A 20,957-nucleotide genomic window follows, 5' to 3' on the forward strand; every position below is an offset into this window, starting at 1 on the left:
GCCGGCCCTGAAGAGCAGGGAACCCCGATCATGAAACTGACGGCCATAGCGCAGGTATCGCGATGACGACCATGACGGAGACCCGTCCGACGTCCTCGCGGTCGATGTGGGCGATCCTCGCGCTGGTGCTGCTCGCCGACGCGCTGGACGTGATCGACGCGACCGTCACCAACATCGCCGCGCCCACCATCGCCATGGAACTCCATGGCGGGCAGGGCCTGATCAAATGGCTGGGCACGGCGTACATGCTCGCCATGGGCGTGCTGCTCATGGTCGGCGGCCGGCTGGGCGACAAGTACGGGCAGCGCAGGCTCTTCCTGATCGGGATGGCCGGCTTCACGGCCGCCTCGGCGGTGGCGGGCCTGTCCCCCGACCCGGCACTGCTGATCGTGGCCCGGGCGACGCAGGGGGCCTTCGGTGCCCTGCTGATCCCGCAGGGCATGGGGATCATGACGAAGACGTTCTCGCGGGAGATGCTGACCAAGGCGTTCGGCCTGTTCGGCCCGCTGCTGGGGGCGGCCACCGTCGGCGGTCCGGTGCTGGCGGGCTTCATCATCGGCGCCGACCTGTTCGGCCTCTCCTGGCGCCCGATCTTTCTGATCAACCTGGTCCTGGGCGTGATCGGTCTGGCGGTGGCCGTCAGGATCCTGCCCCATGACGACGGCGACCACTCCGCGGTCGTCGACGGCTGGGGCTCGGGCCTGCTCGCCGCCGCGATGTTCGGCCTGCTGTACGGCCTGATCGAGGGCTCCACCAACGGGTGGACCACGATCCCGATCGCCGCGATCGTCGCCGGCCTGGCCTTCTTCGCCGCCTTCGCCCACCGCCAGTCGACCGCCGCCGACCCGCTGCTCAAAGCGTCCCTGCTGCGAAACCGAGGCTTCACCTCCGGCCTGCTCGTCGGGCTCACCGTCTTCGCCGCCACGATCGGCCTGGTCTACGTGCTGTCGCTGTTCCTGCAGGAGGGCCTGCACGCATCACCGCGCGACGCGGCGCTGGCCCTGCTGCCGCTGACGCTGGGCATCATCGGCTCCGCGTTCGCCGCCATGGGCGGCCTGGTCGCCAAGCTCGGCCGCATCCTGATCTTCATAGGGCTGGCCATCGTCCTGGCCGGCTGCGGCTGGGTGCTCGCCCTGGTCATCGCCTCGGGCACCGGCCTCGGCCTGTGGTCGCTCACCCCGGCGTTCTTCGTGATCGGCCTCGGACTGGGCTGCTGCTCCAGCACGATCTTCGACGTCGCCATGGGCGACATCAACCCCGACGAGGCCGGCAGCGCCAGCGGCTCGCTGAGCTCGATTCAGCAGCTCGCCGCGGGAATGGGATCGGCCGCAGCCACCTCGATCTTCTTCCAGGCCGCAGACTCGGGCCTCGACCACGCCATGAAGATCAGCCTGATCGTCGTCCTGGGACTGGTCGCCCTCAGCGTCCCGCTCGTCACCCTGATGCCCCGCAGGGCCCCGGAAGAGACCCATTCCTGAGCATGGGCGAGGCGGGCTGTGTTGTGGCCGTCACGCAGGTGTTTCTGCGAGGCCGGGAGGGTGGGAGGTGTCCTGGACGATGGGGCGCTCAGCACTAGCGGAACCCCCCTGGTCGCCGTAGGGTTCACCGCGTGATCAAAATTGGAGGGCGCGCGCTGCGCCTGGCCGCTGTCATGCTTCCCACGTTGACGCTGACGACCGTGTTGGCGTCCACCACGCCGGCGAGCGCGGCGGGCCCGTCATGCGGGTCGAAGTACGCCCTGCGCAGCACCCACTCGATCTACGTGAACTCCAAGGTCCGCGGCTACCTCAAGGTCTACTACAACTCCTCCAACGGCTATAACTGCGCGCTGGCCGTCCGCAAGGGCTCGACGTCGCTCTACAGCATCAAGCTCAAGCTCTGCGTCTACAACGCGGCCAGGACCACGTACGGCAACTGCAAGTACGACGGTTACAGCAAGCGGAACCATTGGTACTCCGGGCCGCTCTACGTCTACGCCCGCCATCGGTGCCTGTACGTCAAGGCCTTCATCAACACTGACGGCGCGCACAAGGGAGAGCTGACCGGCAAGAAGGTCCACTGCGGCTGACCAGCGCCGACCTCGGTCGCCCAGCCCGAGCCGCGCGGGCGGTACGGCCGGACGCTCACAAGATCTTTCTGAGGTGCGGTCCGGTGGCGATGCCGCCGGACCGCCTGGTGAATGGCGAAAGGTCCATGCCCGAGGTGACGTTGGGCGAGGCGTACCGCGCCGATGTGGAAATTCTGTGGAACTACCACGACATGTGCCACACGATCCGGCCCACCGACGTCGCCATCGGGCTCGGTAGCCATGATCTCGGTGTCGCCACCCTCGCGGCGGAGCTCTACCGGGAGGGGGCGGCCCCTCGCATCGTCTTCACCGGGGCCAACGCGCCGACGACGATCGAGCGGTTCCCGCGCGGCGAAGCCGTCCACTACCGCGACCACGCCATCGGACTCGGCGTACCCGGTGAGGCGATCCTGGTCGAACCCGAAGCCACCAATACCGGCCAGAACATCGAGTTCACCCGCAGGTTGCTCGCGAGCCGCGGGATCGAAGTTCGCTCAGCGACGCTGATCTCTCGGCCCTACCAGCAGCGCCGCGCCTACTCCACCGCCAAGAAGCTGTGGCCGGAACTCGAGGTCGTCTGCGCGTCGCGGCCGCTCCCTTTGGACGAGTACATCGGGAGCATCGGGGACGTGAACCGCGTGATCAACATGCTGGTGGGCGACACGCAGCGCATCATGGTCTACCCAGGCCGAGGATTCGCCATCCCACAGGATATGCCGCCCGAAGTCGAAGCGGCTTATCGTCGGCTGGTCGAGGCCGGTTTCACCAGCAGGCTCGTCCGATAGCGCGTCTCGAACGAGGATGAGGCGTCGTCCGCGGGGCGGCCGGCTGGCCATTGCTCATGGAACCGGCCCCTCCGCGCAGATGCGGAGGGGCCGGCCTGTTGATCAGCCGCTCAACCGCCCTGGCCCCCGCGAGGGCCAGGGCAGGCTGGAACTAGCAGCTGTGACCGTCACACAGCGAGCAGTACGACACCTGGCAGAACATGCAGGTCACCTGCACGTGGCCGGGCTTGTCGCACGCCTGGACGATCGGAGGCGCCTCGGTGGTCACGAAGACGACCGCCGAGCCCCCGGTACCGGGGAGCAACGGAAGCGCTCCGACGGCCACGGAAGCGACTGTGGACCAACCGGTACTAAGTGAACAAATAGGCGCTCCCATGAGCGGAGTGCCCTTGTGTGTCTTATCCATATATATATCAACCACCTTATTCTCTTGTTTTAGCCCCGGAGATCTCCGGGCGGGCACCGGGATGAACCGGGCCTAGAGAAGACTGTGCGGGATCGGTGCTGTGACGCAAGGCAATGAGTGAGCCGAATCCCAGTTGGGGCACCTGACAGTCGCGTGAATCGGACGGCTCGGAACCCTGTCTGGAAACCGCAACACTTTTCCCACAAGGGACTGCGAATCTGTAATGCCATCACCGAACTATGGGCACGGAGTATCTGAGCCACGGCGGCGCTCGTGTGGTGCTAAGCCGGTTGCGTGCGGGTGTGTCCGTAGTGGGCCAAGGCGTGGAAGGCGGCCTTGGGCTCCCAGGGCATGTCCGGGTAGGCGGTGCCCTTGCGGTCGTCGGGGAGGACCTTGACGATGCCGAAGGACGCCTTGTCGAAGTCGTGGGCGTCGGTGTCGGCGTGGGGTAGGTCGTAGCGGGCGAAGGTGTAGACGAAGGCCGCGTCGATCCCCGAGTTCTCGAAGATGTCGAGGAGTTCGCGCAGGTAGTCGGCCTGTTCCTGCTCGTCGCGGACGACCGGGCGGGTGAAGCGGGCGGGGCGCGCCCGGTCGTTCCATTCGATGACCTCGTCGCCCCGGCTCGCGATGGCGGCGGCGCCGCGGTAGGGGGCGCAGCCGAACTCGGTGACCGCCGCGGGCTTGCCGTGGGCGGTGAGGGCCCGCAGCCCGGCGGGGAGCTGGGCGGCGTTCTGCGCGTCGCGGTAGCCGGCGTCGGTGGCGACCATGTCGAAGGGCGTCCAGTCGACGCCCTCGAACGGCAGCGATGCGTAGCCGATGCGGCCGCCGAACTCGGCCCGCACGGCTGCGACGGCCTTGGCGAGGAAGGCGTTGATCGCTGCGGGCAGGGTGGCCAGCGCGGCGCGGAGTTCCTGCGGGTCGGAGAGGGCGGCGACCCTTTCCTGGAGCGTCTCGCCGGGGAGGAAGCCGGCGGTGCAGATGGAGAGTTCCGAGCCGGTGAGGAAGACCACCTCGGCGCCGTCGCGGCGCAGCCTCTCCGCGCGGGCGGCGCCGTCGGTCAGGAAGTCGAGGAGTTCGTCCTGGGCGAGGCCGTTGGTGAACGGGCAGTACCAGACTTCGAGTCCGGCCTCGGCGGCGAGGCGGGCGGCCGTCTCCAGCCGGTCGCGGTCGCCGCCGGTGATCCGGACGGCGTCGCAGCGCAGGTCGGTGCGGATGATGTCCATCTCGCGGCGGACGGTGGCCGGGTCGAAGGGTTCGCGGGTGGTGGTCCCCGCGCTGGTGAAGCCCGTGTCGAAGTTGATGCCGAGGGCGCGCATGGTCGTTCCTTCGCGTCGAGTTACGGTACGCACCGTACCCTATAGAGTGGCCGTTCTCCCTTTGCTAGAGGTGGTTTGGAGTACGCTTCGTACCCTGGGACAGGTGAAGGGGCGGCATGGCTGAGGGTGGGGGGTCGCGGCGGCGGGGGGCCGCGCTGGAGGAGGCGATCCTGGGGGCGGCCGCCGAGGTGCTGCGGGAGTCCGGTGCCGGTGGCCTGACCATGGACGAGGTGGCGCGGCGGGCCGGGACGAACAAGAACGCGATCTACCGGCGGTGGCCGAACCGCGTCGCGCTCGGTGTCGCCGCGTACCGCCGGCTGGCCGACGCGGAGGTCACGGTGCCGGACACCGGTTCGCTGCGTGAGGACGCTCTGACCCTGCTGCGCCGCGCGAACAGCACGTGGTCGTCGCCGTACGGGGAGATCCTGCGCGGACTGATCGCCGCGGCCGGGGGTGCGCCGGAACTGCTCGCCGAACTCCGGGACGGCGGTGGCGGTGCTTACGAGGCGGCGTGGCTGACGGTGCTCGGCCGGGCGGTGGCTCGTGGCGAGGCCGCGGCCGAGGCGCTGCACCCGCGGGTCGCGTCCACACCGGTGGCGCTGCTGCGGAACGAGTACATGACGCGGGGCGTCCCGGCCGTGCCGGACGGCGTTCTCGTCGAGATCGTGGAGGAGGTCTTCCTGCCGCTGGTCCGGGGGCGCGCCACGCTCAGTTGACCGTCCTCGGCGCGGGGTCGGTGGAGGCCCGGACGACGAGGCGGGGAGGCAGGCGCTCGGACGGGGTCGCCCGTCCGGCGAGCAGATCGACGAGCAGGTCGAGCGCTCGCGCGCCCATCTCGTGCATGGGCGAGCGCACGCTGGTGAGCGGGATGGGCAACTCCGCCGCGAGGGGGGTGTCGTTGTAGCCGGCGACGGCGATGTCCTTGCCGGGGCGCAGGCCCTGGTCGCGCAGGACGCCGAGCGCGCCGATGGCCGCGAAGTCGTTGACGGCGAAGACGGCGGTGGGCCGGGGGTCGTGCCGCAGGAGGCGTTCGGCGGCGGCTCGGCCGCCGGCGGCGTCGAAGCCGGAGTTGACGACGTGGGAGCCGGGCACGGGGAAGCCCGCTTCCCGGTACCGGTCGACGAAGCCGGCGGTGCGGTCGGCGCCGGTGCTGGCGAAGGGCTCGCCCGCGATGACGCCCACCCGCCGGTGGCCGAGGGCGAGCAGGTGGTCGGCGACCAGGCGTCCGCCGAGGCGGTCGTCGCAGGTGACCGACGGGTGCCGGCCGGTGTGCCGGCTGACCAGGACGAACGGGACGCGCCGCTCGGCGATCTCGTCGAGGAACGCGGCGCCGGTGTGCGCGTCGCCGAAGACCAGGCCGTCGACGTGCCGGGACAGCGCCAGCTCGGTGCGCGCCCGCTGCTGCTCCGGCCGGTCGTGGCTGTTCATGACGAAGGTGGCGAGGCCGTGCCGGGCGGCGGCGTCCTCGATGCCCTCGTAGATCGTGGCGAGCACCAGGTCGGACAGCCGGGGGACCAGGACGCCGACGAGGTTGCTGCGCTGGGTGCGCAGGCTCGTGGCGTGCGGGTTGGGGCGGTAGTCCAGCCGGGCGGCCCAGCGCCGGATCTCCTCGGCGGTCTCGCGGGACGCGGCGCGCTGGGCGTCCTCGGGGGAGCCGTTGAGCACCCGGGAGACGGTGGAGACGTCGACGCCCGCCGCCTGCGCGATGGTCCGCAGCGTCGCGGGCCGCTGCCGGTCGTTGCGGGCCACTGCGTCCGCCTTCCTGCCGCCGTGCCCCTTGACAGGGCCACCGTCCGGTGTCTTTTATACAACCCAAACGTTTGACCCAATCGTTTGGGTCATCCGAAGATCCACCCCAATCGATTGGGAAAGAGGCGAAGCCGTGACACGACGGGTCGATGCGGGGCGGTCGGTGTGATCGGCCTGCCGCCGGAGGCGGGCTGGTTCGCCCGGCGGACGGTCGCGGAACTGGCCGGCGCCCTCCGGGACGGGCGGTCGTCGCCGGGCGAGCTGGTGGAGCGGGCGCTGGCCGAGGCGTCCAGGCTCGAAGGGCTCAACGCGTTCGTCACCGTCGACGGGGCCGGGGCGCGCGGGGCGGCGGAGCGCGCCGGACGGGAACTGGCCGCCGGCCTGGACCGCGGTCCCCTCCATGGCATCCCCATCGCGGTCAAGGACGTCGTCGACACCGCGGGGCTGCGCACCACGATGGGGTCCCGCCACCACGCGGACCGGGTGCCCGAGCAGGACGCCGAGTGCGTGCGCCGGTTGCGCGCGGCCGGCGCGGTCATCGTCGGGAAGACCACGACCCACGAGTTCGCCTTCGGACCGACGGGCGACCGCTCGCTGAACGGGGCGACGCGCAACCCCTACGGGGACGGGCGTCTCGCCGGAGGATCCAGCAGCGGGTCCGCCGCGGCCGTGGCGGCCGGGATCGTGCCGCTCGCGGTGGGCACCGACACCGGCGGCTCGGTGCGCATCCCCGCCGCGTGCTGCGGGATCGTCGCGCTCAAGCCCACCCTCGGCGCCGTGCCGTCCGACGGGGTCTTCCCGGTTTCGTCCTCCCTGGACACGGTGGGCCCGATGGCGCGGACCGCCGGCGACTGCCTGCTGCTGTGGAACGCCCTGGCCGGGCGGGAGGCCCCGGACCCGGACGTCTCCGGTGTCCGCGTCGGCTGGGTGGCGCCGGACGCCGTCCATCCGGTCGACCCGCGCGTGACCGCCGCGGCCCGCGCCATGCTGGGACCGCTGCCCGTGCGGGACGTCGCCGTCCCCGACATCGCGCGGTTGCGCTGGGCGTACACCGCGATCCAGAGCGGCGAGGTCCACCGGCTCCACGCGGGACGGATGGCGGCCGCGCCGGAACTCTACGACGCGGAGGTACTGGCGCGGCTGCGCGCGGCCGGACGGATCACCGCCGAGGACACCGCCACGGCCCGCGAGCTGCGGGAACGGGTCCGCAGGGCGGTGACGGCCCTCTTCGGCCGCTTCGAACTCCTCGCCATGCCCACCGTTCCGGTCGTCGCTCCGCCGCTGGGCGCCCGGACCCTGGCGCTGAACGGGACGCCGGTCGACGTCCGCGCGGCACTCCTGGCGTACACGAGCCCCTGGAGCGTGCTCGGGCTTCCCGCCGTCAGCCTGCCCGCCGCCCTCGTCGACGGGCTGCCCGCCGGCCTGCAACTGATCGCCCGGCCGGGCGCCGAGCGCCTGCTCCTCGCCGCGGCGCGCCGCCTGACGAAGACGACGTCCACCACCCCAGCGCAGCCATGAAGGAGCAGCCCATGCCCGCAGTCAGCCCGGTCACCGCGGCCGCCGTGCAGTTCGACCCCCAGGTCGGCCTGGAGAACAAGGACGGGAACGTCCGGCGAAGCATCGAACTGATCAACGAGGCCGCGGACCGGGGGGCGACGCTGATCGTGCTCCCGGAACTGGCCGGTACGGGATACGGGTTCGCCGATCGCGAGGAGGCGTACGCGCACGCGGAGCCCGTCCCGGGCGGGCCCACCACGCGGGCGTGGGCGGCGCTCGCCCGGGAGCGCGGCCTGCACATCGTCGGCGGCGTGGCCGAGTGCGACGGTGTGCGGCTCTACGACACGGCGGTGCTCATCGGCCCGGACGGGGTGATCGGCACCTACCGGAAGACCCACCTGTGGAACCGGGAGAAGCTGTACTTCGAGCCCGGCGACCTCGGCTTCCCCGTCTTCCCGACCAGGATCGGCCGCATCGGCCTGCTGATCTGCTGGGACATCTGGTTCCCCGAGGTGGCGCGGCTCCTCGCCGTCCAGGGCGCGGACGTGATCTGCAGCGTGAACAACTGGGTGTGGACGCCGCCGCCGCTCTTCGACGAGGCGGGCCGGTGCATGGCCGCCTACCTGACGATGACCGCGTCGCACGTCAACAACCTCCCGATCGTCGCGGCGAACCGGGTCGGGGAGGAGCGCGGAGGCAGGTTCCTCGGATGCTCCCTCATCACGGGCACGGGCGGCTGGCCGATCGGCTCCGTCGCGCCCGCGGAGGGCGAGGCGACCGTCTACGCCGATCTCGACCTCGCGGCGGCGCGGTCGGCGCCGATCTGGAACGACCTCAACGACCTCGTCCGGGACCGGCGCACCGATCTGTACGATCCACTGCTCGGCTATCGCGGCGGCGACGCGTTCCCCCGCTGAGGGCGACGCCATGAGCGATACCACGCAGACCCTGCGGGCCGACGGCGCGACCGCGCCGGTCCTGCCACCGGCGGCCGCGCGATGGCTGGCCGGCGCCGCGCTTGTCTCGGCGACCGCCGTCCTTGCTGTCCTCCTCACGCGGGCGACGGACGGGCTCCCCCACGTCCTGCCCGGATACGCCCGCTGGCAGGACGAGGCGTACGCGAGCGTCCCGCAGTTCCTTCGCTGGTGGATCGGCGACGCCACCGAGGCGCAGTTCTACAAGTCCGCGCCCGGCGGGATCTGCATGATCGCGGGCGGTTGGCTCGCGCACACGGCCGCCGGGCGCGGCCGGCGCTGGGCGGGATTCCCGCTGGCCTGCGGCAGCGGTCTGTGGCCGTGGCTGCTGTACTCGGCCGTGCTGGGCCTGCTGCTGTCCGACCTCGCCTGGGGGTGGACGATCCCGGCGACGGGCCGGTGGCAGCCCACCTTCGTGCCGTTCGTGTCCGTGCCCCCGGCGGTCGTGCTCGTCTACGGCGCGGGTTGGTCCGTCGCGGTCACCGGGGCGGTGCTCGGGGCCGCGCTGGCCACGCCGGCGGCGCTGGTCGTGACGAACTTCTTCTGCCAGCCCCTTCACCTGCCGAACGTCATCGGCTGCGTCACGGGCATGTGGGCCGGGGCCCTCCTGGCGTTCCTGGTCTGCCGCCACCTGCCGTGGATGCCCCGCCCTCTCCCCGCCGCCGGGACCGGCGAGCCGCCCGCGGCCGTACCGGGACGGGACGAGTTCGGTGCCGGCTGGGTGGTCAGGCGCGTGCTGGCCGACTTCACCGAGGCCCAGTTCTACGGCAACGAGCTGGCCTCCGCCGGCCTGATCGGCGCGACCCTCGCGGCGTACCTGCTCAACCCGCTGACCCCGGTGTACGGCAGCACCCTGCTGCCCGCGCTGCTGACCGCCCAGGTGCTGGCCGGCACGCTGGGCGTCCTGCTCTACCACCGGCGCTGGGTCGCCGCCGGCTGGTACCCGACGTTCGTGCCGGTCGTCTCGCTCGCGCCGGCGGTCGTCCTCACCTACGGGGGGACGGTCCAGGCGGTCGTCGCCGGGGCGGTGGGCGGCGCCGTCGCCGGGCCGCCCCTGGCCGCGCTGATCTCCAGGCGCCTGCCCGCCGACTTCCATCCGTTCATCGGCAACGTGGCCTCCATGGCCGTGTGCACGCTCGTGGGCGTCCCGCTGCTCGGCCTGCTGCCCGGGTTCGTTTCCACCCTCTGACCAGCAACAAGGAAGGACCTGCCTTGCCTACCGTCCAGTTCACCCGTGACGGCACCGTCCTCGGCGCCGAGATCCGCGACGGCGACGGCCCCCCGGTGGTGCTGCTCCCGGGCGTCATGGCGGACGCCGCCACCTGGCGTCCCGTCGTCGAGCACCTCGACCTTCCGAACCCCGTCCTCGTGCTCGATCGCCGCGGTCGGGCCGGGAGCGGACCGCTCGGACCCGGCTACTCGGTCCGCACCGAGGTGGACGACCTCCATCACGTCCTCGGAAGCCTCGGCGATCTCGGTCTCTCCGGTGGGACGCACCTGTTCGGCTGGAGCTACGGCGGCCTGATCGCGCTGGAGGCCGCGATCGGCCGCACCGACCTGCGCTCGCTCACCCTGTACGAGCCGGTGGCCCGCCCGTTCGCCCCGGAGGCGCTGGGGCCGCTGCGCGAGGCGATCGGCCGGAACGACCTCGACCGTGCCGTGGAGCTCGTCAACACCGCCGTGTCCGGCTTCTCGGACGCGTATGTCGCCGAGCTTCGGCGGAGCCCGGTGTGGAACGTCCTTCGCCCGCTGGCGGAGCCTCTCGCGGACGAGCTCGGCGCCATCGACGACCACCGGCCCGCCTTCGGCGCCTTCGCGGAACTCGATGTGCCGGTCACCCTGCTCCTCGGAGCGGTCAACGAGGGGCGGCCGCCCTACGGGACCGCGTTCGCGCAGTTCGAGCGGGCGATGCCGCGAGCACGGGTGGTCCGCCTCCCGGGGGAGGGCCACCTCGCCCACGCCTCCGCTCCCCGTCTGCTCGCCGAGCGGATCACTGACGCGGTGAAGGCGCGCTGAGGGCGCCTGACCGTCCGCGCGTCGCTTCAGCTCATGGCTGCGAAACGGCGGGACGCGGCAGGGCGGGGGCGTCGGCTCGGGCGACGTCCAGGGCGCCGATCGTGGTGGCCAGGGCGAGGAGCACCATCGCGATCCGGAGGGTGATGCGCAAGATCTTCATCTGTGGAATCCCCCGTTCCATCGAACGGATCCTGTACCCCGTGTGATGCGGACGGACCGGGAAGTGTTCTCCGAACGCCTCAGAAAGGGCGAAACGAACAGTTCGGTGGACGGCTCACGCGAGTTGGGGAGCCGGTGCGGTGGCCTGCTCGCGTTGCCAGAGTGCGCGGTAGGGGCCGGGGCGGCTCACGAGGTCGGTGTGGGCGCCCCGGTCGGCGACGCGGCCCTCGTCCAGGACGATGATCTCGTCGACGGCGTCCAGGCCGGCGAGGCGGTGGGTGACCAGGAGGGTCGTCCGGCCTTCGGTGGCGCCGAGGAGGTCGGCGGTCAGCTCGTCGGCGGTAGCGATGTCGAGGTGCTCCGCGGGCTCGTCGAGGAGCAGGATCGGGAAGTCGGCGAGGAGGGCGCGGGCCAGGGCGATGCGCTGGCGCTGCCCCCCGGAGACCTGGGCGCCGTGCTCGCCGACGCGGGTGGCGAGGCCGTCCGGGAGGGACTCGACCCAGTCGAGGAGCCGGGCGCGGCGCAGCGCGTCGCGGATCTCCTCGTCGGTGGCGGACGGGCGGGCCAGGCGGACGTTCTCGCCGATCGTGGAGTCGAACAGGTGCGCGTCCTGGGCGCAGAGGCCGACGACCCGGCGGACGTCGTCGCCGGAGAGGGCGCGCAGGTCCACGCCGTTGAGGGACGTCCGGCCGCCGGCGGGCTCCAGGAAGCGGAGCAGCACGGCCGTCAGGGTGGTCTTGCCCGATCCGCTCGGGCCGACGATCGCGCAACGGCGGCCTGGCGCCAGGTCCAGGGAGACGCCGTCGAGGGCGTAAGGCGCGCTGGGCGTCCACCGGGCTCGCAGGTCCTCGACCGAGAGCGTGTAGGGCGCCGCAGGCAGGGGTGCCGGGGCGTCCGGCTCCTGAACTGGGGACGGACGGTCCAGGACCGCGAAGATGCGCGCCGCCGAACGGCGGACCCGCTCCAGGTACTGCGCGGCCAGGGGCAGCCCGGCGACGACTTCGAATGCGGCCAGCGGGAGGAGGACGACGACCGCGAGCAGGACGCCGTCGAGGGCACCTGAGCGGACGGCCGGTACGCCGACGGCGAGACTGCCCCAGACGGCCAGACCACCGGCGAGGGCGGAGATGGCGGCGCCGAGCCCGGTGGTCGTCGCGGACCGGGCCGTGGCGCGCGTGAAGTCGCGATCGAGTTGCGCGGCCCTGGCGAGCTGCTCGGGAGCGGCGCCGTAAGCGATGAGCTCCGGCGCGCCCTGCAGCGTGTCGACGACGTGCGAGGTGAGCTCGCCGCGCAGGTCGGTCGTGCGGCGTTCGGCCCGGCGGGAGACGACGCCCGACAGCCAGGGGGCGACGACTCCGGCGAGCAGCAGGGCCAGCAGGAGGACGACGCCCGCTGAGGGAAGCAGCAGCCAGGCGAGCCCGACGGAGGCGCCGCCGACGACCGCCGCCACGGTGCAGGGCAGCAGCACCCGCAGGAACAGGTCCTGGACGGCGTCGACGTCCGCGACCAGCCGGTTCAGGAGGTCGCCGCCGCGGAAGGAGGGAAGCCCGGCAGGTGCGAGCCTTTCCAGCCGCTCGTACACCCGCGCCCGCAGGTCGGCGAGGATCCGGAACGTCGCGTCATGCCCGACGAGGCGTTCGACGTACCGGAACACGCCCCGCCCCAGCCCGAACGCGCGGACCGCCACGATCGCGACCATCAGCATGAGCACCGGCGGATGCTGCGCCGCCCGCGAGATCAGCCACGCCGACGTCGCCATCAGCCCGACCCCGCTGCCGAGGGCCAGCACCCCGAACAGCACCGCCAGCGCGAGCCGTCCCCGCGCCGGACGCGCGAACCGGAGAAGCCGGAAGATCATGCCCTCACCCCCGTCTCGGCCGCGAAGCCGCTGCCGTCCTCCGAAGCCTCCGCCGTGGTGCGGCACCAGGACACGGAGGTTTCACGTGAATCATCCGCACCGGCGGTCCGCGCAGTACCTGCCGCAACACCGGACCCGCCCGTCGAGCCGCGATCCTCACCGGTGGAAGCCCGGCCCAGTGGCGCGCCCGGGGCCGGCGCGGCTCTGCGGCGGGCGGAAGACGCGTGGTGGGTGGAGGGGGTCATGTCGTCACCAGGGCGGGGGTGATGGGGACGGTGCGGTCGGCCATCGCGGCCAGGGCCGGGCGGTGGGCCACGAGGATGACCGTGCGGGACTCCGCCAGGCGGCGGACGGCGTCGAGGACGGCGGCCTCGCTTTCGGTGTCCAGGTTGGAGGTCGGTTCGTCCAGGAGGAGGAGCGGGGCGTCGCGGAGGAAGGCGCGGGCCAGGGCGATGCGCTGGCGCTGGCCGGCGGACAGGCCCGCGCCGCGGTCGCCGAGGGGCGTGCCGAAGCCTGAGGGGAGGGCGTCGACGAACCCGAGGGCGTTCGCGGCGCGGGCGGCCTCGCGGACCTCGGCGTCGGAGGCGTCCGGGCGGCCGAGGCGGATGTTCGCGGCGACGGAGCCGGCGAACAGGTGCGGGCGCTGGGGGACCCAGGCGATCCGCTCGCGCCAGGCGTCCGGCGCGAGGTCGGCGAGGTCGTCCCAGTCGACCAGGACGCGGCCCGAGTCCGGGCGGACGAAGCCGAGCAGCACGGCGAGCACGGTCGACTTGCCCGCGCCGCTCGGGCCGACCAGGGCGACCGTCTCGCCCGGGTGGACGGTCAGCGAGAAGTCGTCGAGGGCGGGGACGTCGCGGCCGGGGTACGTCACCGTCACGCCGTCCAGCCGGAGGGTCGCCCGGTCCGGGCCCGGGACGTCCCGCCGCGTACCGGACGGGGGCAGCGGCGTTTCGAGGACCTCGAAGATCCGCGCGGCGGCGGTGAGGCCCTCGACGCTCGCGTGGTACTGCGCGCCGACCTGGCGGAGGGGGAGGTAGGCCTCCGGCGCGAGGATCAGGACGAGCAGCGCGGTCTCCAGGCCGAGGCCGCCCTCCACCAGCCGGAGCCCGATCGACACGGCGACCAGCGCGACGGACAGCGTGGAGAGCACTTCGAGGACGAGGGCGGACAGGAACGCGATCCGCAGGGTGGACATGGTCGCGCGCCGGTGCCGGCCGGTGATCTCGCGGATCCGGTCCGCCTGCGCGCGGGCGCGGCCGAAGATCTTCAGGGTGGGGAGGCCGGCGACGACGTCCAGGAAGTGCGCGGAGAGCAGGGAGAGCGTCCGCCACTGCCGGTCCATCCTGCGCTGGGTGGTGAGGCCGACCAGGATCGCGAAGACGGGGATGAGCGGGAGCGTCGCCGCGATCGTCACGGCGGAGAGCCAGTCGCCCAGCAGGATCCGCGCGCCGACCGCCACCGGGACGATCACCGCGAGGACGAGTTGCGGCAGGTAGCGGGAGAAGTAGTCGTCCAGCGCGTCGATCCCGCGGGTGGCGAGGGTGGCGAGCTCGCCGCTGCGCTCGCCCGACAGCCAGCGCGGCCCGAGGGCCAGGGCGTGGGCGAGCAGCCGGCCGCGCAGCTGCGACTTCACCGCGGCGGCCGAGTGGTGCGCCGCGACCTCCTGGAGCCACGCGACGAGCGTCCGGCCGAGGACGACGGCGAGGAGCAGCAGGAGCGGGGTCCGCAGGTCGCCGAGCGACGCGCCGTCCAGGAAGGCGCGGGTGAGCATGCCGGCGAGGAGGGTGGCCTGGGCGATGATCAGTCCGGCGGTGGCGGCGCCGAGCAGGACGGACGCCGCGAGGAACGGGCGCGTCGTGCGGGCGTGGCGCAGCAGCCGGGGGTCGAGGGGCTTCATGCGACCGGCTTCTTCACCGGGATGTGGGACGTGCCGATCCGCTTGCGGAAGACCCAGTACGTCCAGCCCTGGTAGATCATCACGATCGGGGTGAACACGGCCGCCACCCACGTCATGATCTTCAGGGTGTAGCCGGACGAGGCGGCGTTCTCGGTGGTCAGGCCGCCGGTGGCGAGGGTGGACGGCAGGACGTCCGGGAACAGCGACAGGAACAGGGTGGCGACGGCGAGCACGATGGCGGCGCCGGTCCCGACGAACGCCCAGCCCTCGCGGCCGCGCCGGTTGGCCGCCGCGGCGGCGAGCAGCCCGGCGGCGGCGCCCGCGGCGGTCAGCCAGGTGACGGGCCTGCCGTACTGGAGCTGGGTGATCAGCAGGAAGCCGCCACCGGCGGCGACGGCGGCGACCGCGGCGAGCCCGGCGATCCGGCGGGCCCGGGCCCGGATGCCCCCGGACGTCTTGAGCGCGAGGAACACCGCGCCGTGCAGGATGAAGAGGGTGACGGTGGTGAGCCCGCCGAGCAGCGCGTACGGGCTGAGGAGGTCGCCGAGGGAGCCGACGAACTCGTGGTCGGCGTCCAGCGGCACACCCCGGACCATGTTCGCGAACGCGACGCCCCACATGAACGCGGGCACGAGGCTGCCCCAGAAGATCGCCTTGTCCCAGCGGGACCGCCAGCGGGCGTCGTCGCGCTTGCCGCGGTACTCGAACGCCACGCCGCGGATGATCAGCGCGAGCAGGATCGCGAGGAGCGGCAGGTAGAAGCCGCTGAACAGGGTGGCGTACCACTCGGGGAACGCGGCGAAGGTGGCGGCGCCCGCGACGATGAACCACACCTCGTTGCCGTCCCACACGGGGCCGATGGTGTTGATGACGACGCGGCGCTCGACGTCGTCGCGGCCGAGCACGGGCAGCAGCATGCCGACGCCGAAGTCGAACCCCTCCAGGAAGAAGTAGCTCGTCCACAGGAAGGCGATGATGATGAACCAGGCGGTGGTGAGTTCCATGACCGGCCCTCAGTAGGCGAACGCGAGCGAGCGCTCGGAGTCGGAGTCGGACCCGGGGCCGTCGGACGGCGGCGGCAGCACCTCGTCCTCCGACGGCGGCCCGGCCTTGGCGTACTTGAGCATCAGCCCGGTCTCGATGACCAGGAGGACGCCGTAGAGCGCGGTCAGCGAGGCGACCGAGATGAGCATCGACGACGCCGACACCCCCGGCGAGACGCTCGACGACGTCTTCAGCACGCCGAACACCGACCAGGGCTGCCGGCCCATCTCGGTGAAGATCCATCCGGCGGAGTTGCCGATGAAGGGCAGGGTCAGCGAGAGGACGCCGATCCGGTACACCCAGGGGCTGGAGGGAAGCCTGCCGCGGCGCAGCGTCCACAGCCCGGCCAGCGAGACCAGCGCCATGGCCAGCCCGGCGCCGACCATGACCCGGAAGTTCCAGTAGATGACGGGGGTCATCGGGCGGTAGTCGCCGGCCCCGTAGCGCTCCTGCTCGGCGGCCTGGACGTCGTTGATCCCCTTGACCTCGCCGTCGAGGGTGCCGGTGGCGAGGAACGACAGCACGCGCGGGACCTTGAGTCCGAAGACCTCCTCCTCGCCGTTCAGCGTCCCCACGGTGAAGATCGAGAAGGAGGCGGGCCGCTCGGTCTCGTAGAGCGCCTCGGCGGCGGCCATCTTCATCGGCTGCTGCTCGGTCATGACCTTGCCCTGCAGGTCGCCGGTGATCGCGACGCCGATGGACGCGATCGCGGTGACGGCCAGCGCGAGCTTCAGCGACGGCCGGAACACCTCGACGTTCCTGCGGCGGGCCAGGTGCCAGGCGCTGACGCCGGCCATGAACATGCCGCCGGTGGCGAACGCCGCCGTCATGGTGTGCGGGAACGCGACGAGCTGGGTGGAGTTGGTCAGGACGGCCCAGAAGTCGGTGAGGACGGCCCGTCCGGACCCGTGGTCGATCCGGTAGCCGACGGGGTGCTGCATCCAGGAGTTCGCGGCGAGGATGAAGTACGCAGACAGCAGCGTCCCGATGTGCACGAGCCAGATGCAGCCGAGGTGCAGCCGCTTCGGCAGCCGGTCCCAGCCGAAGATCCACAGGCCGAGGAAGGTCGACTCGACGAAGAAGGCGAGCAGGCCCTCGATGGCGAGCGGCGCCCCGAAGATGTCGCCGACGAACCGGGAGTAGTCACTCCAGTTCATGCCGAACTGGAACTCCTGCACGATGCCGGTGACGATTCCCATCGCGAAGTTGATCAGGAAGAGCTTGCCCCAGAACTTGGTGGCGCGCAGGTACGCCGTCCTCCCCGTCCGCAGCCAGGCCGTCTGGAGCACCGCGACCAGCGCGGAGAGCCCGATCGTGAGCGGGACGAAGAGGAAGTGGTAGACGGTGGTGATCCCGAACTGCCACCGGGCGATGTCGACGGTGTCCATGGGCGCAGGCCTCTTCCGGCTCATCTACTACAAGCTGTAGTACTACATCCTGTCAGAAATACTACGAGCTGTAGTACTACGACCGGTGGTTAGTTGGGTCACTCCCCCCGGACACGGCTGGACGGGGCGGCGCGAGGGGTGCGCCGCCCCGTCCAGGGCAGGTCTGTGTTTCGGTCTAACGGGCCGCGCCGCGGCGGCGGCGGGTCAACTCCTGGCGCGCGGGACCAGGCAGCCCGGGCGGTTGAAGTCGAGGACGCTGCCGGGGGCGATGCAGGTGGCCAGGATGTAGGTCTGCTGGGCGTACCCGATGTTCGGGTGCACCGTGACGGTGCCGGACTGGTCGACCTCGCACGGGTTGTTCAGCGTGCAGCGGCCGCCGTCCTCGTTGATGGTGTTGTTCGCCCCGACGACCTTGCCGGTCGAGGCGTCGACGAGCGGGGAGCCCGAGGTGCCGCCGATGACGTTGCAGGAGGGGGTGTAGCGGATCGAGTCCTTCCACGTCCACTCCCCTTCCTTGACGCGGTAGGCGAAGCCGTCGATGTTGCAGGAGTAGATCCTGCGCCAGTAGCCGGAGACCACGCGCACGTCGGCGCCGGCGGTGGGGTGGCTGATCGAGAGCTGGAGCGCCGGCGTCCCGTAGGCCTGCCGGATGGCCGCGTAGCTCTGGTTGAGCCGGTACAGGGTCACGTCGGTGTCGGTCATGGTGGCGTACAGAACCCTGTTGGCGCGCAGGGTGCCGAGCGTGCCCGAGCCGCTGGGGTTGAGCAGGCTGAACGTGCGGCTGGACGCCCGGTTCGTAATGACCTGTCCGGCACTGGGCATGCCGCCCTCGTAGCAGTGGCCGTTGGTGAGCACGAGCGCCGGGTCGCTGTCGGCGGCGGTCGGGGTGCGGACGAGCGAGCCGGAGCAGTTGCTCAGGGCGACGATCCCGGTGAAGTCGACGGCCTTGACCTGGGCGGGGCGCGCGGGCGCGGCGGCGGGCGCGGCGGAGGCGGGGGCGGCGCCCGCGGTCAGCGCCGCGGCGCCGACGGCCGCGGCGGCGAGCATGCCGAGAATGCGTCTGTGCATGGCGGGGGGTCCTCTCCAGTGAGGGGTGGCAGCGTGATGCTAACCACGGCCCCGCCGTACAGAAAGGGCGAAAGTGGACGAAAGCGGAGGGCGCCGCGAATCTGGCAGGCATTGCACAGCCGGACCCGCGGCGCCTCCTGGGCGATCAGTAGTGGAACGCGGAGGTCACCCTCGCGCCCTTCGTGCCGAGGTTGACGACCGACGCCCCGCCGGACGGGACGGCCCGGCAGAACGCGCCGCCGTAGCCGTCCGGGAAGACGAAGAGGCCCCACACGCCCAGCCAGTCCTCGACCGCGCCGGTCTCCGCGTTGAGCATCGGCTCCCCGGCGGGGACGACGCGGCGCTGGACGATGTAGTCCTCCTTCAGGCACTCGGCGACCGTCTCGGCCCACTCGCGGTCGGTCTGGTCCCAGCCCACACGGATGCCTCTCCCCGACAGGCCCGCGACGGGCTTGAGGATCAGGTCGTCCCGTTCGGCGCGGACCCGGTCGGCCAGGTCGGGGGTGAGGGTCCGCGTCCACGGCAGAATGCGGTCGATCAGGGCGTTCTCGTCCGGCGACAGCTCCGCGCGCATGTCGGGATCGGAGACGAGCGGCAGGCAGCTCTTGTAGGAGAACATGGACGCCGTCAGGGGAGTCCACAGGACGACCTTGCCCTCCTCATAGGCGCGCATGACGGCCTCGACGGGCTTGTCGTTCCGCGGGTCCCGCGCCACCTGGTGGGCGGAGAAGTACCGCAGGACGAGGTCGAGCGGACGGTCGTGCAGGTACAGCCGCCCGTCCTTCTCCTGCACCTGGTCCACTTCTCCGATGAGCAGCTCGATGCCGTACCGCTTCATCGACTCCTGGAAGGAACGGTGCAGCGACTCGTAGGCCGCCATCCCGTCGACGGCCTCAAGCGTGGCGACGACGGGCGCCTCCTTCTGCGTGGCCTCGACGAACTGCCGCGCGATGGCCGCCGGAGTGTCGACGGTGGACAGGCCGTGCTCGTCGGCGAACGCGGCGAACTCCTTGTTCGCCAGCAGGCAGCGGTTGGCCTCGCTCATGTCGACGCCGCCCAGCTCGCTGCCGATGTTGAACTCCAGCAGCCGGAAGCGCGAGCCGTCGTCGTAGAGATCGGCCCGCCCGTACAGGATCGGCTCCGCGTCGAACCGCGTCATGAGGTCGGTGCGGCGCGCGTCCGCGCCGACCGCGGCGCAGAACCTGCGGCGGTCGCCGTCGAACAGCCGGTCGGGCAGGGCCGTCATCAGCCGGAACAGCCCGGCCAGGTCGTCGGCCGCCTGGCGCGTCCGCGCCTCGGACGAGAACAGCGGCCGCGTCGCCAGGTACCTGCCCCACGCCTCGGCGAACACGGGCGGGTACTCGGCCTCCGCCATGGCGTCGCGCAGGGGCCCCTCGCCGGCCGCCGCCATGTACTTCGCGGTGACCATCAGCCGGTTTCCTCCACGTCGACGATCAGGTCCTTCTCGACCTTGCGGATGGCCTCGCGGTCGGCGTAGATCTGCTCCGGGTCCTCGTGGGCGAGGATGATGTAGCCCATCGTCATGCTGGCGAACAGGTCCGTGCTGGCGTCGACGCGGTCCCCGGTGCGCACCACGTGCACCGGGGAGTGGTAGCTGGGCAGGTCGCGCGCCTGATCGTAGATCTCGGCGTTGCGCACGATCCCCGTGGAGTGCGACATGAGGAACACGGCCATGACATTGCGGCGCAGGGTGTAGCCGGGCGGCATCTGCGGGCCGAGGCCGCGGCACACGTCCACGATCCTCGTGACCTGGCTCTCTCCGGTGGCGATCTCGGTCACCGCGGGGTTGCCCGCTCCGGCCAGCCGCGCGTTGACCTCCAGCAGGCGCGGCCCGTCCGGGGTCATCATGATCTCGGTGTGCGCCGCCCAGTTGCGCAGCCCCACCGCGTCCAGCGCGGCGAGCCCGTAGTCGATCAGCTCGCCGTAGGCGCCCGTGTCGTAGGGGAGCCACTCCACGTAGTCGTACACGGCGATGCCCTCGCCGAACGGCACCCGCCGGTACTTGATCATGTCGGTGATCGAATGCCGGCCGTCGTGGCTGACGGTGTCGATGGCGTACTCGGTACCGGTCATCAACTCCTGGACGAGGACCTCCTCGGCCAGCACGTCGAGCTTGTCGCGGGTGCCGAGCATCGCCGTGAACAGCTCGCGCCAGCCCTGCCCGCCGGGAGCGCGGCTGACCCCGACCGTGCCGGCGCTCGTCGGCGGCTTGACGACGAGGTCCTTGCCGGCGAGCCCCTCGCGCTCGATCCAGGCGGCGACCTCGTCGGGGTCGGTCGTGGAGATCTGCCGGGGGACGGGCAGCCCCGCTTCGGCGAGAGCCTGGTGCATGAGGTACTTGTGCCGCCGAGCGTCGACCCTCTCCGGATCGTTGGAGAACTCCGGCGCGAGGGCGTCCGAGCACTCCTGCGCGAGCCGCAGCGCCGCCTCGACCCCGGGAATGACGGCGATCGGGTTCAACGCGCCGAGCCGGGCGATCGTCTCCGCCATGTCGCCGTGATGGTTGATGACCGCGTCGTAGTTGCCGGGGTCGTGCGAGGAGTGCAGCGGGGCGAGCGCGGGCCCCGTGTAGTCCATCACGGCCACCGGGCTGAACCCCGCCTCCCGGAGCGCGGGAGCGACCATCGCCGCCGAGGTGAAGGGCCGCACGATTGCGACGACTGGCTTGTCCATGGTGGTCACCTTCTGTTTCGTTCCGTTCGTTGTGCGGT

At 71.8% G+C, this 20,957-nt stretch carries 19 protein-coding genes; 8 read left to right on the forward strand and 11 right to left on the reverse strand.

Translation table 11 applies throughout. The features are described from left to right. Positions 1 to 62 precede the first annotated feature (62 nt). From BJ999_RS00895 to BJ999_RS00905, 3 genes are all read left to right on the forward strand, one after another. On the forward strand, positions 63 to 1,478 hold the full coding sequence (locus tag BJ999_RS00895; RefSeq protein WP_218934885.1) for an MFS transporter: 1,416 nt from the start codon (positions 63 to 65) through the stop codon (positions 1,476 to 1,478). A gap of 131 nt (positions 1,479 to 1,609) precedes the next feature. After that, positions 1,610 to 2,068 (forward strand): hypothetical protein, encoded by a 459-nt coding sequence (locus tag BJ999_RS00900; RefSeq protein ID WP_179831470.1) that lies wholly within the window; start codon positions 1,610 to 1,612, stop codon positions 2,066 to 2,068. A gap of 89 nt (positions 2,069 to 2,157) precedes the next feature. After that, entirely contained in the window at positions 2,158 to 2,853 is a 696-nt protein-coding gene (locus tag BJ999_RS00905) for a YdcF family protein (RefSeq protein WP_229810091.1), read from the forward strand. A gap of 151 nt (positions 2,854 to 3,004) precedes the next feature. Here BJ999_RS00905 and BJ999_RS00910 read toward each other — a convergent pair whose 3' ends face one another. Continuing rightward, positions 3,005 to 3,178 (reverse strand): hypothetical protein, encoded by a 174-nt coding sequence (locus BJ999_RS00910; RefSeq protein WP_179831471.1) that lies wholly within the window; start codon positions 3,176 to 3,178, stop codon positions 3,005 to 3,007. A gap of 362 nt (positions 3,179 to 3,540) precedes the next feature. Beyond that, positions 3,541 to 4,575: a hypothetical protein gene (locus BJ999_RS00915; RefSeq protein WP_179831472.1), complete on the reverse strand. Its 1,035-nt coding sequence runs from the start codon at positions 4,573 to 4,575 to the stop codon at positions 3,541 to 3,543. Between the two features lie 116 nt (positions 4,576 to 4,691). On the opposite strand from BJ999_RS00915, the gene BJ999_RS00920 reads away from it, so the two are divergent. Further along, the gene (locus tag BJ999_RS00920) at positions 4,692 to 5,291 is read left to right on the forward strand and encodes a TetR/AcrR family transcriptional regulator (RefSeq protein ID WP_179831473.1); all 600 of its coding nucleotides are present in this window, start codon (positions 4,692 to 4,694) and stop codon (positions 5,289 to 5,291) included. Here the strand turns inward: BJ999_RS00920 and BJ999_RS00925 are convergent. Further along, complete coding sequence (locus BJ999_RS00925) at positions 5,284 to 6,324, reverse strand: LacI family DNA-binding transcriptional regulator (protein ID WP_179831474.1); 1,041 nt, start codon at positions 6,322 to 6,324, stop codon at positions 5,284 to 5,286. The two genes, BJ999_RS00920 and BJ999_RS00925, sit on opposite strands and share 8 nt — an antisense overlap. 165 nt (positions 6,325 to 6,489) lie before the next feature. Between BJ999_RS00925 and BJ999_RS00930 the strand changes: the two genes are divergently transcribed. Genes BJ999_RS00930 through BJ999_RS00945 form a run of 4 tightly spaced genes read left to right on the forward strand, consistent with a single transcriptional unit; the run spans position 6,490 to position 10,811 of the window. Continuing rightward, positions 6,490 to 7,842 (forward strand): amidase, encoded by a 1,353-nt coding sequence (locus tag BJ999_RS00930; protein WP_229810077.1) that lies wholly within the window; start codon positions 6,490 to 6,492, stop codon positions 7,840 to 7,842. A gap of 11 nt (positions 7,843 to 7,853) precedes the next feature. Further along, positions 7,854 to 8,738: a nitrilase family protein gene (locus BJ999_RS00935; protein ID WP_179831476.1), complete on the forward strand. Its 885-nt coding sequence runs from the start codon at positions 7,854 to 7,856 to the stop codon at positions 8,736 to 8,738. A gap of 10 nt (positions 8,739 to 8,748) precedes the next feature. After that, positions 8,749 to 9,984, forward strand: coding sequence for a hypothetical protein (locus BJ999_RS00940; protein WP_218934886.1), 1,236 nt, complete (start codon positions 8,749 to 8,751; stop codon positions 9,982 to 9,984). Positions 9,985 to 10,007: 23 nt separating this feature from the next. Beyond that, a complete protein-coding gene (locus BJ999_RS00945; RefSeq protein ID WP_179831477.1) occupies positions 10,008 to 10,811 on the forward strand; it encodes an alpha/beta fold hydrolase in 804 nt (267 codons plus the stop codon). A 31-nt stretch (positions 10,812 to 10,842) separates the two neighbouring features. Here the strand turns inward: BJ999_RS00945 and BJ999_RS42775 are convergent, their stop codons facing one another. The 8 genes from BJ999_RS42775 to BJ999_RS00975 all read right to left on the reverse strand — a co-directional run bounded on the left by BJ999_RS42775 (position 10,843) and on the right by BJ999_RS00975 (position 20,919). After that, entirely contained in the window at positions 10,843 to 10,971 is a 129-nt protein-coding gene (locus BJ999_RS42775; RefSeq protein WP_268247769.1) for a hypothetical protein, read from the reverse strand. A 114-nt stretch (positions 10,972 to 11,085) separates the two neighbouring features. Beyond that, on the reverse strand, positions 11,086 to 12,828 hold the full coding sequence (gene cydC / locus BJ999_RS41190; RefSeq protein WP_218934887.1) for a thiol reductant ABC exporter subunit CydC: 1,743 nt from the start codon (positions 12,826 to 12,828) through the stop codon (positions 11,086 to 11,088). A gap of 241 nt (positions 12,829 to 13,069) precedes the next feature. Then, positions 13,070 to 14,725: a thiol reductant ABC exporter subunit CydD gene (cydD, locus tag BJ999_RS41195; RefSeq protein WP_218934888.1), complete on the reverse strand. Its 1,656-nt coding sequence runs from the start codon at positions 14,723 to 14,725 to the stop codon at positions 13,070 to 13,072. Next, complete coding sequence (cydB, locus tag BJ999_RS00955; protein ID WP_179831478.1) at positions 14,722 to 15,729, reverse strand: cytochrome d ubiquinol oxidase subunit II; 1,008 nt, start codon at positions 15,727 to 15,729, stop codon at positions 14,722 to 14,724. Before cydB ends, cydD begins: the two co-directional genes overlap by 4 nt. Before the next feature lie 9 nt (positions 15,730 to 15,738). Beyond that, on the reverse strand, positions 15,739 to 17,157 hold the full coding sequence (locus tag BJ999_RS00960; protein WP_179831479.1) for a cytochrome ubiquinol oxidase subunit I: 1,419 nt from the start codon (positions 17,155 to 17,157) through the stop codon (positions 15,739 to 15,741). A 204-nt stretch (positions 17,158 to 17,361) separates the two neighbouring features. After that, entirely contained in the window at positions 17,362 to 18,225 is an 864-nt protein-coding gene (locus tag BJ999_RS00965) for a S1 family peptidase (RefSeq protein ID WP_179831480.1), read from the reverse strand. A gap of 145 nt (positions 18,226 to 18,370) precedes the next feature. Next, positions 18,371 to 19,654 (reverse strand): hypothetical protein, encoded by a 1,284-nt coding sequence (locus BJ999_RS00970; RefSeq protein ID WP_179831481.1) that lies wholly within the window; start codon positions 19,652 to 19,654, stop codon positions 18,371 to 18,373. Next, positions 19,654 to 20,919 carry an ATP-grasp domain-containing protein gene (locus BJ999_RS00975; protein WP_179831482.1) on the reverse strand — a complete coding sequence of 422 codons (1,266 nt, stop codon included), beginning with the start codon at positions 20,917 to 20,919 and terminating at the stop codon, positions 19,654 to 19,656. Before BJ999_RS00975 ends, BJ999_RS00970 begins: the two co-directional genes overlap by 1 nt. Positions 20,920 to 20,957 lie beyond the last annotated feature (38 nt).

The organism is Actinomadura citrea (assembly GCF_013409045.1).
Taxonomy (GTDB): domain Bacteria; phylum Actinomycetota; class Actinomycetes; order Streptosporangiales; family Streptosporangiaceae; genus Spirillospora; species Spirillospora citrea.

Excerpts from the sequence above, each read along its gene's own strand:
- BJ999_RS00940 (WP_218934886.1), top strand. The coding sequence starts at position 8,749 with ATGAGCGATACCACGCAGACCCTGCGGGCCGACGGCGCGACCGCGCCG.
- BJ999_RS00960 (WP_179831479.1), bottom strand. The coding sequence starts at position 17,157 with ATGGACACCGTCGACATCGCCCGGTGGCAGTTCGGGATCACCACCGTC.
- BJ999_RS00935 (WP_179831476.1), top strand. The coding sequence starts at position 7,854 with ATGCCCGCAGTCAGCCCGGTCACCGCGGCCGCCGTGCAGTTCGACCCC.
- cydB (WP_179831478.1), bottom strand. The coding sequence starts at position 15,729 with ATGGAACTCACCACCGCCTGGTTCATCATCATCGCCTTCCTGTGGACG.
- cydD (WP_218934888.1), bottom strand. The coding sequence starts at position 14,725 with ATGAAGCCCCTCGACCCCCGGCTGCTGCGCCACGCCCGCACGACGCGC.
- BJ999_RS00895 (WP_218934885.1), top strand. The coding sequence starts at position 63 with ATGACGACCATGACGGAGACCCGTCCGACGTCCTCGCGGTCGATGTGG.
- BJ999_RS00920 (WP_179831473.1), top strand. The coding sequence starts at position 4,692 with ATGGCTGAGGGTGGGGGGTCGCGGCGGCGGGGGGCCGCGCTGGAGGAG.
- cydC (WP_218934887.1), bottom strand. The coding sequence starts at position 12,828 with ATGATCTTCCGGCTTCTCCGGTTCGCGCGTCCGGCGCGGGGACGGCTC.
- BJ999_RS00965 (WP_179831480.1), bottom strand. The coding sequence starts at position 18,225 with ATGCACAGACGCATTCTCGGCATGCTCGCCGCCGCGGCCGTCGGCGCC.
- BJ999_RS00975 (WP_179831482.1), bottom strand. The coding sequence starts at position 20,919 with ATGGACAAGCCAGTCGTCGCAATCGTGCGGCCCTTCACCTCGGCGGCG.
- BJ999_RS00970 (WP_179831481.1), bottom strand. The coding sequence starts at position 19,654 with ATGGTCACCGCGAAGTACATGGCGGCGGCCGGCGAGGGGCCCCTGCGC.
- BJ999_RS00905 (WP_229810091.1), top strand. The coding sequence starts at position 2,158 with ATGCCGCCGGACCGCCTGGTGAATGGCGAAAGGTCCATGCCCGAGGTG.
- BJ999_RS42775 (WP_268247769.1), bottom strand. The coding sequence starts at position 10,971 with ATGAAGATCTTGCGCATCACCCTCCGGATCGCGATGGTGCTCCTCGCC.
- BJ999_RS00915 (WP_179831472.1), bottom strand. The coding sequence starts at position 4,575 with ATGCGCGCCCTCGGCATCAACTTCGACACGGGCTTCACCAGCGCGGGG.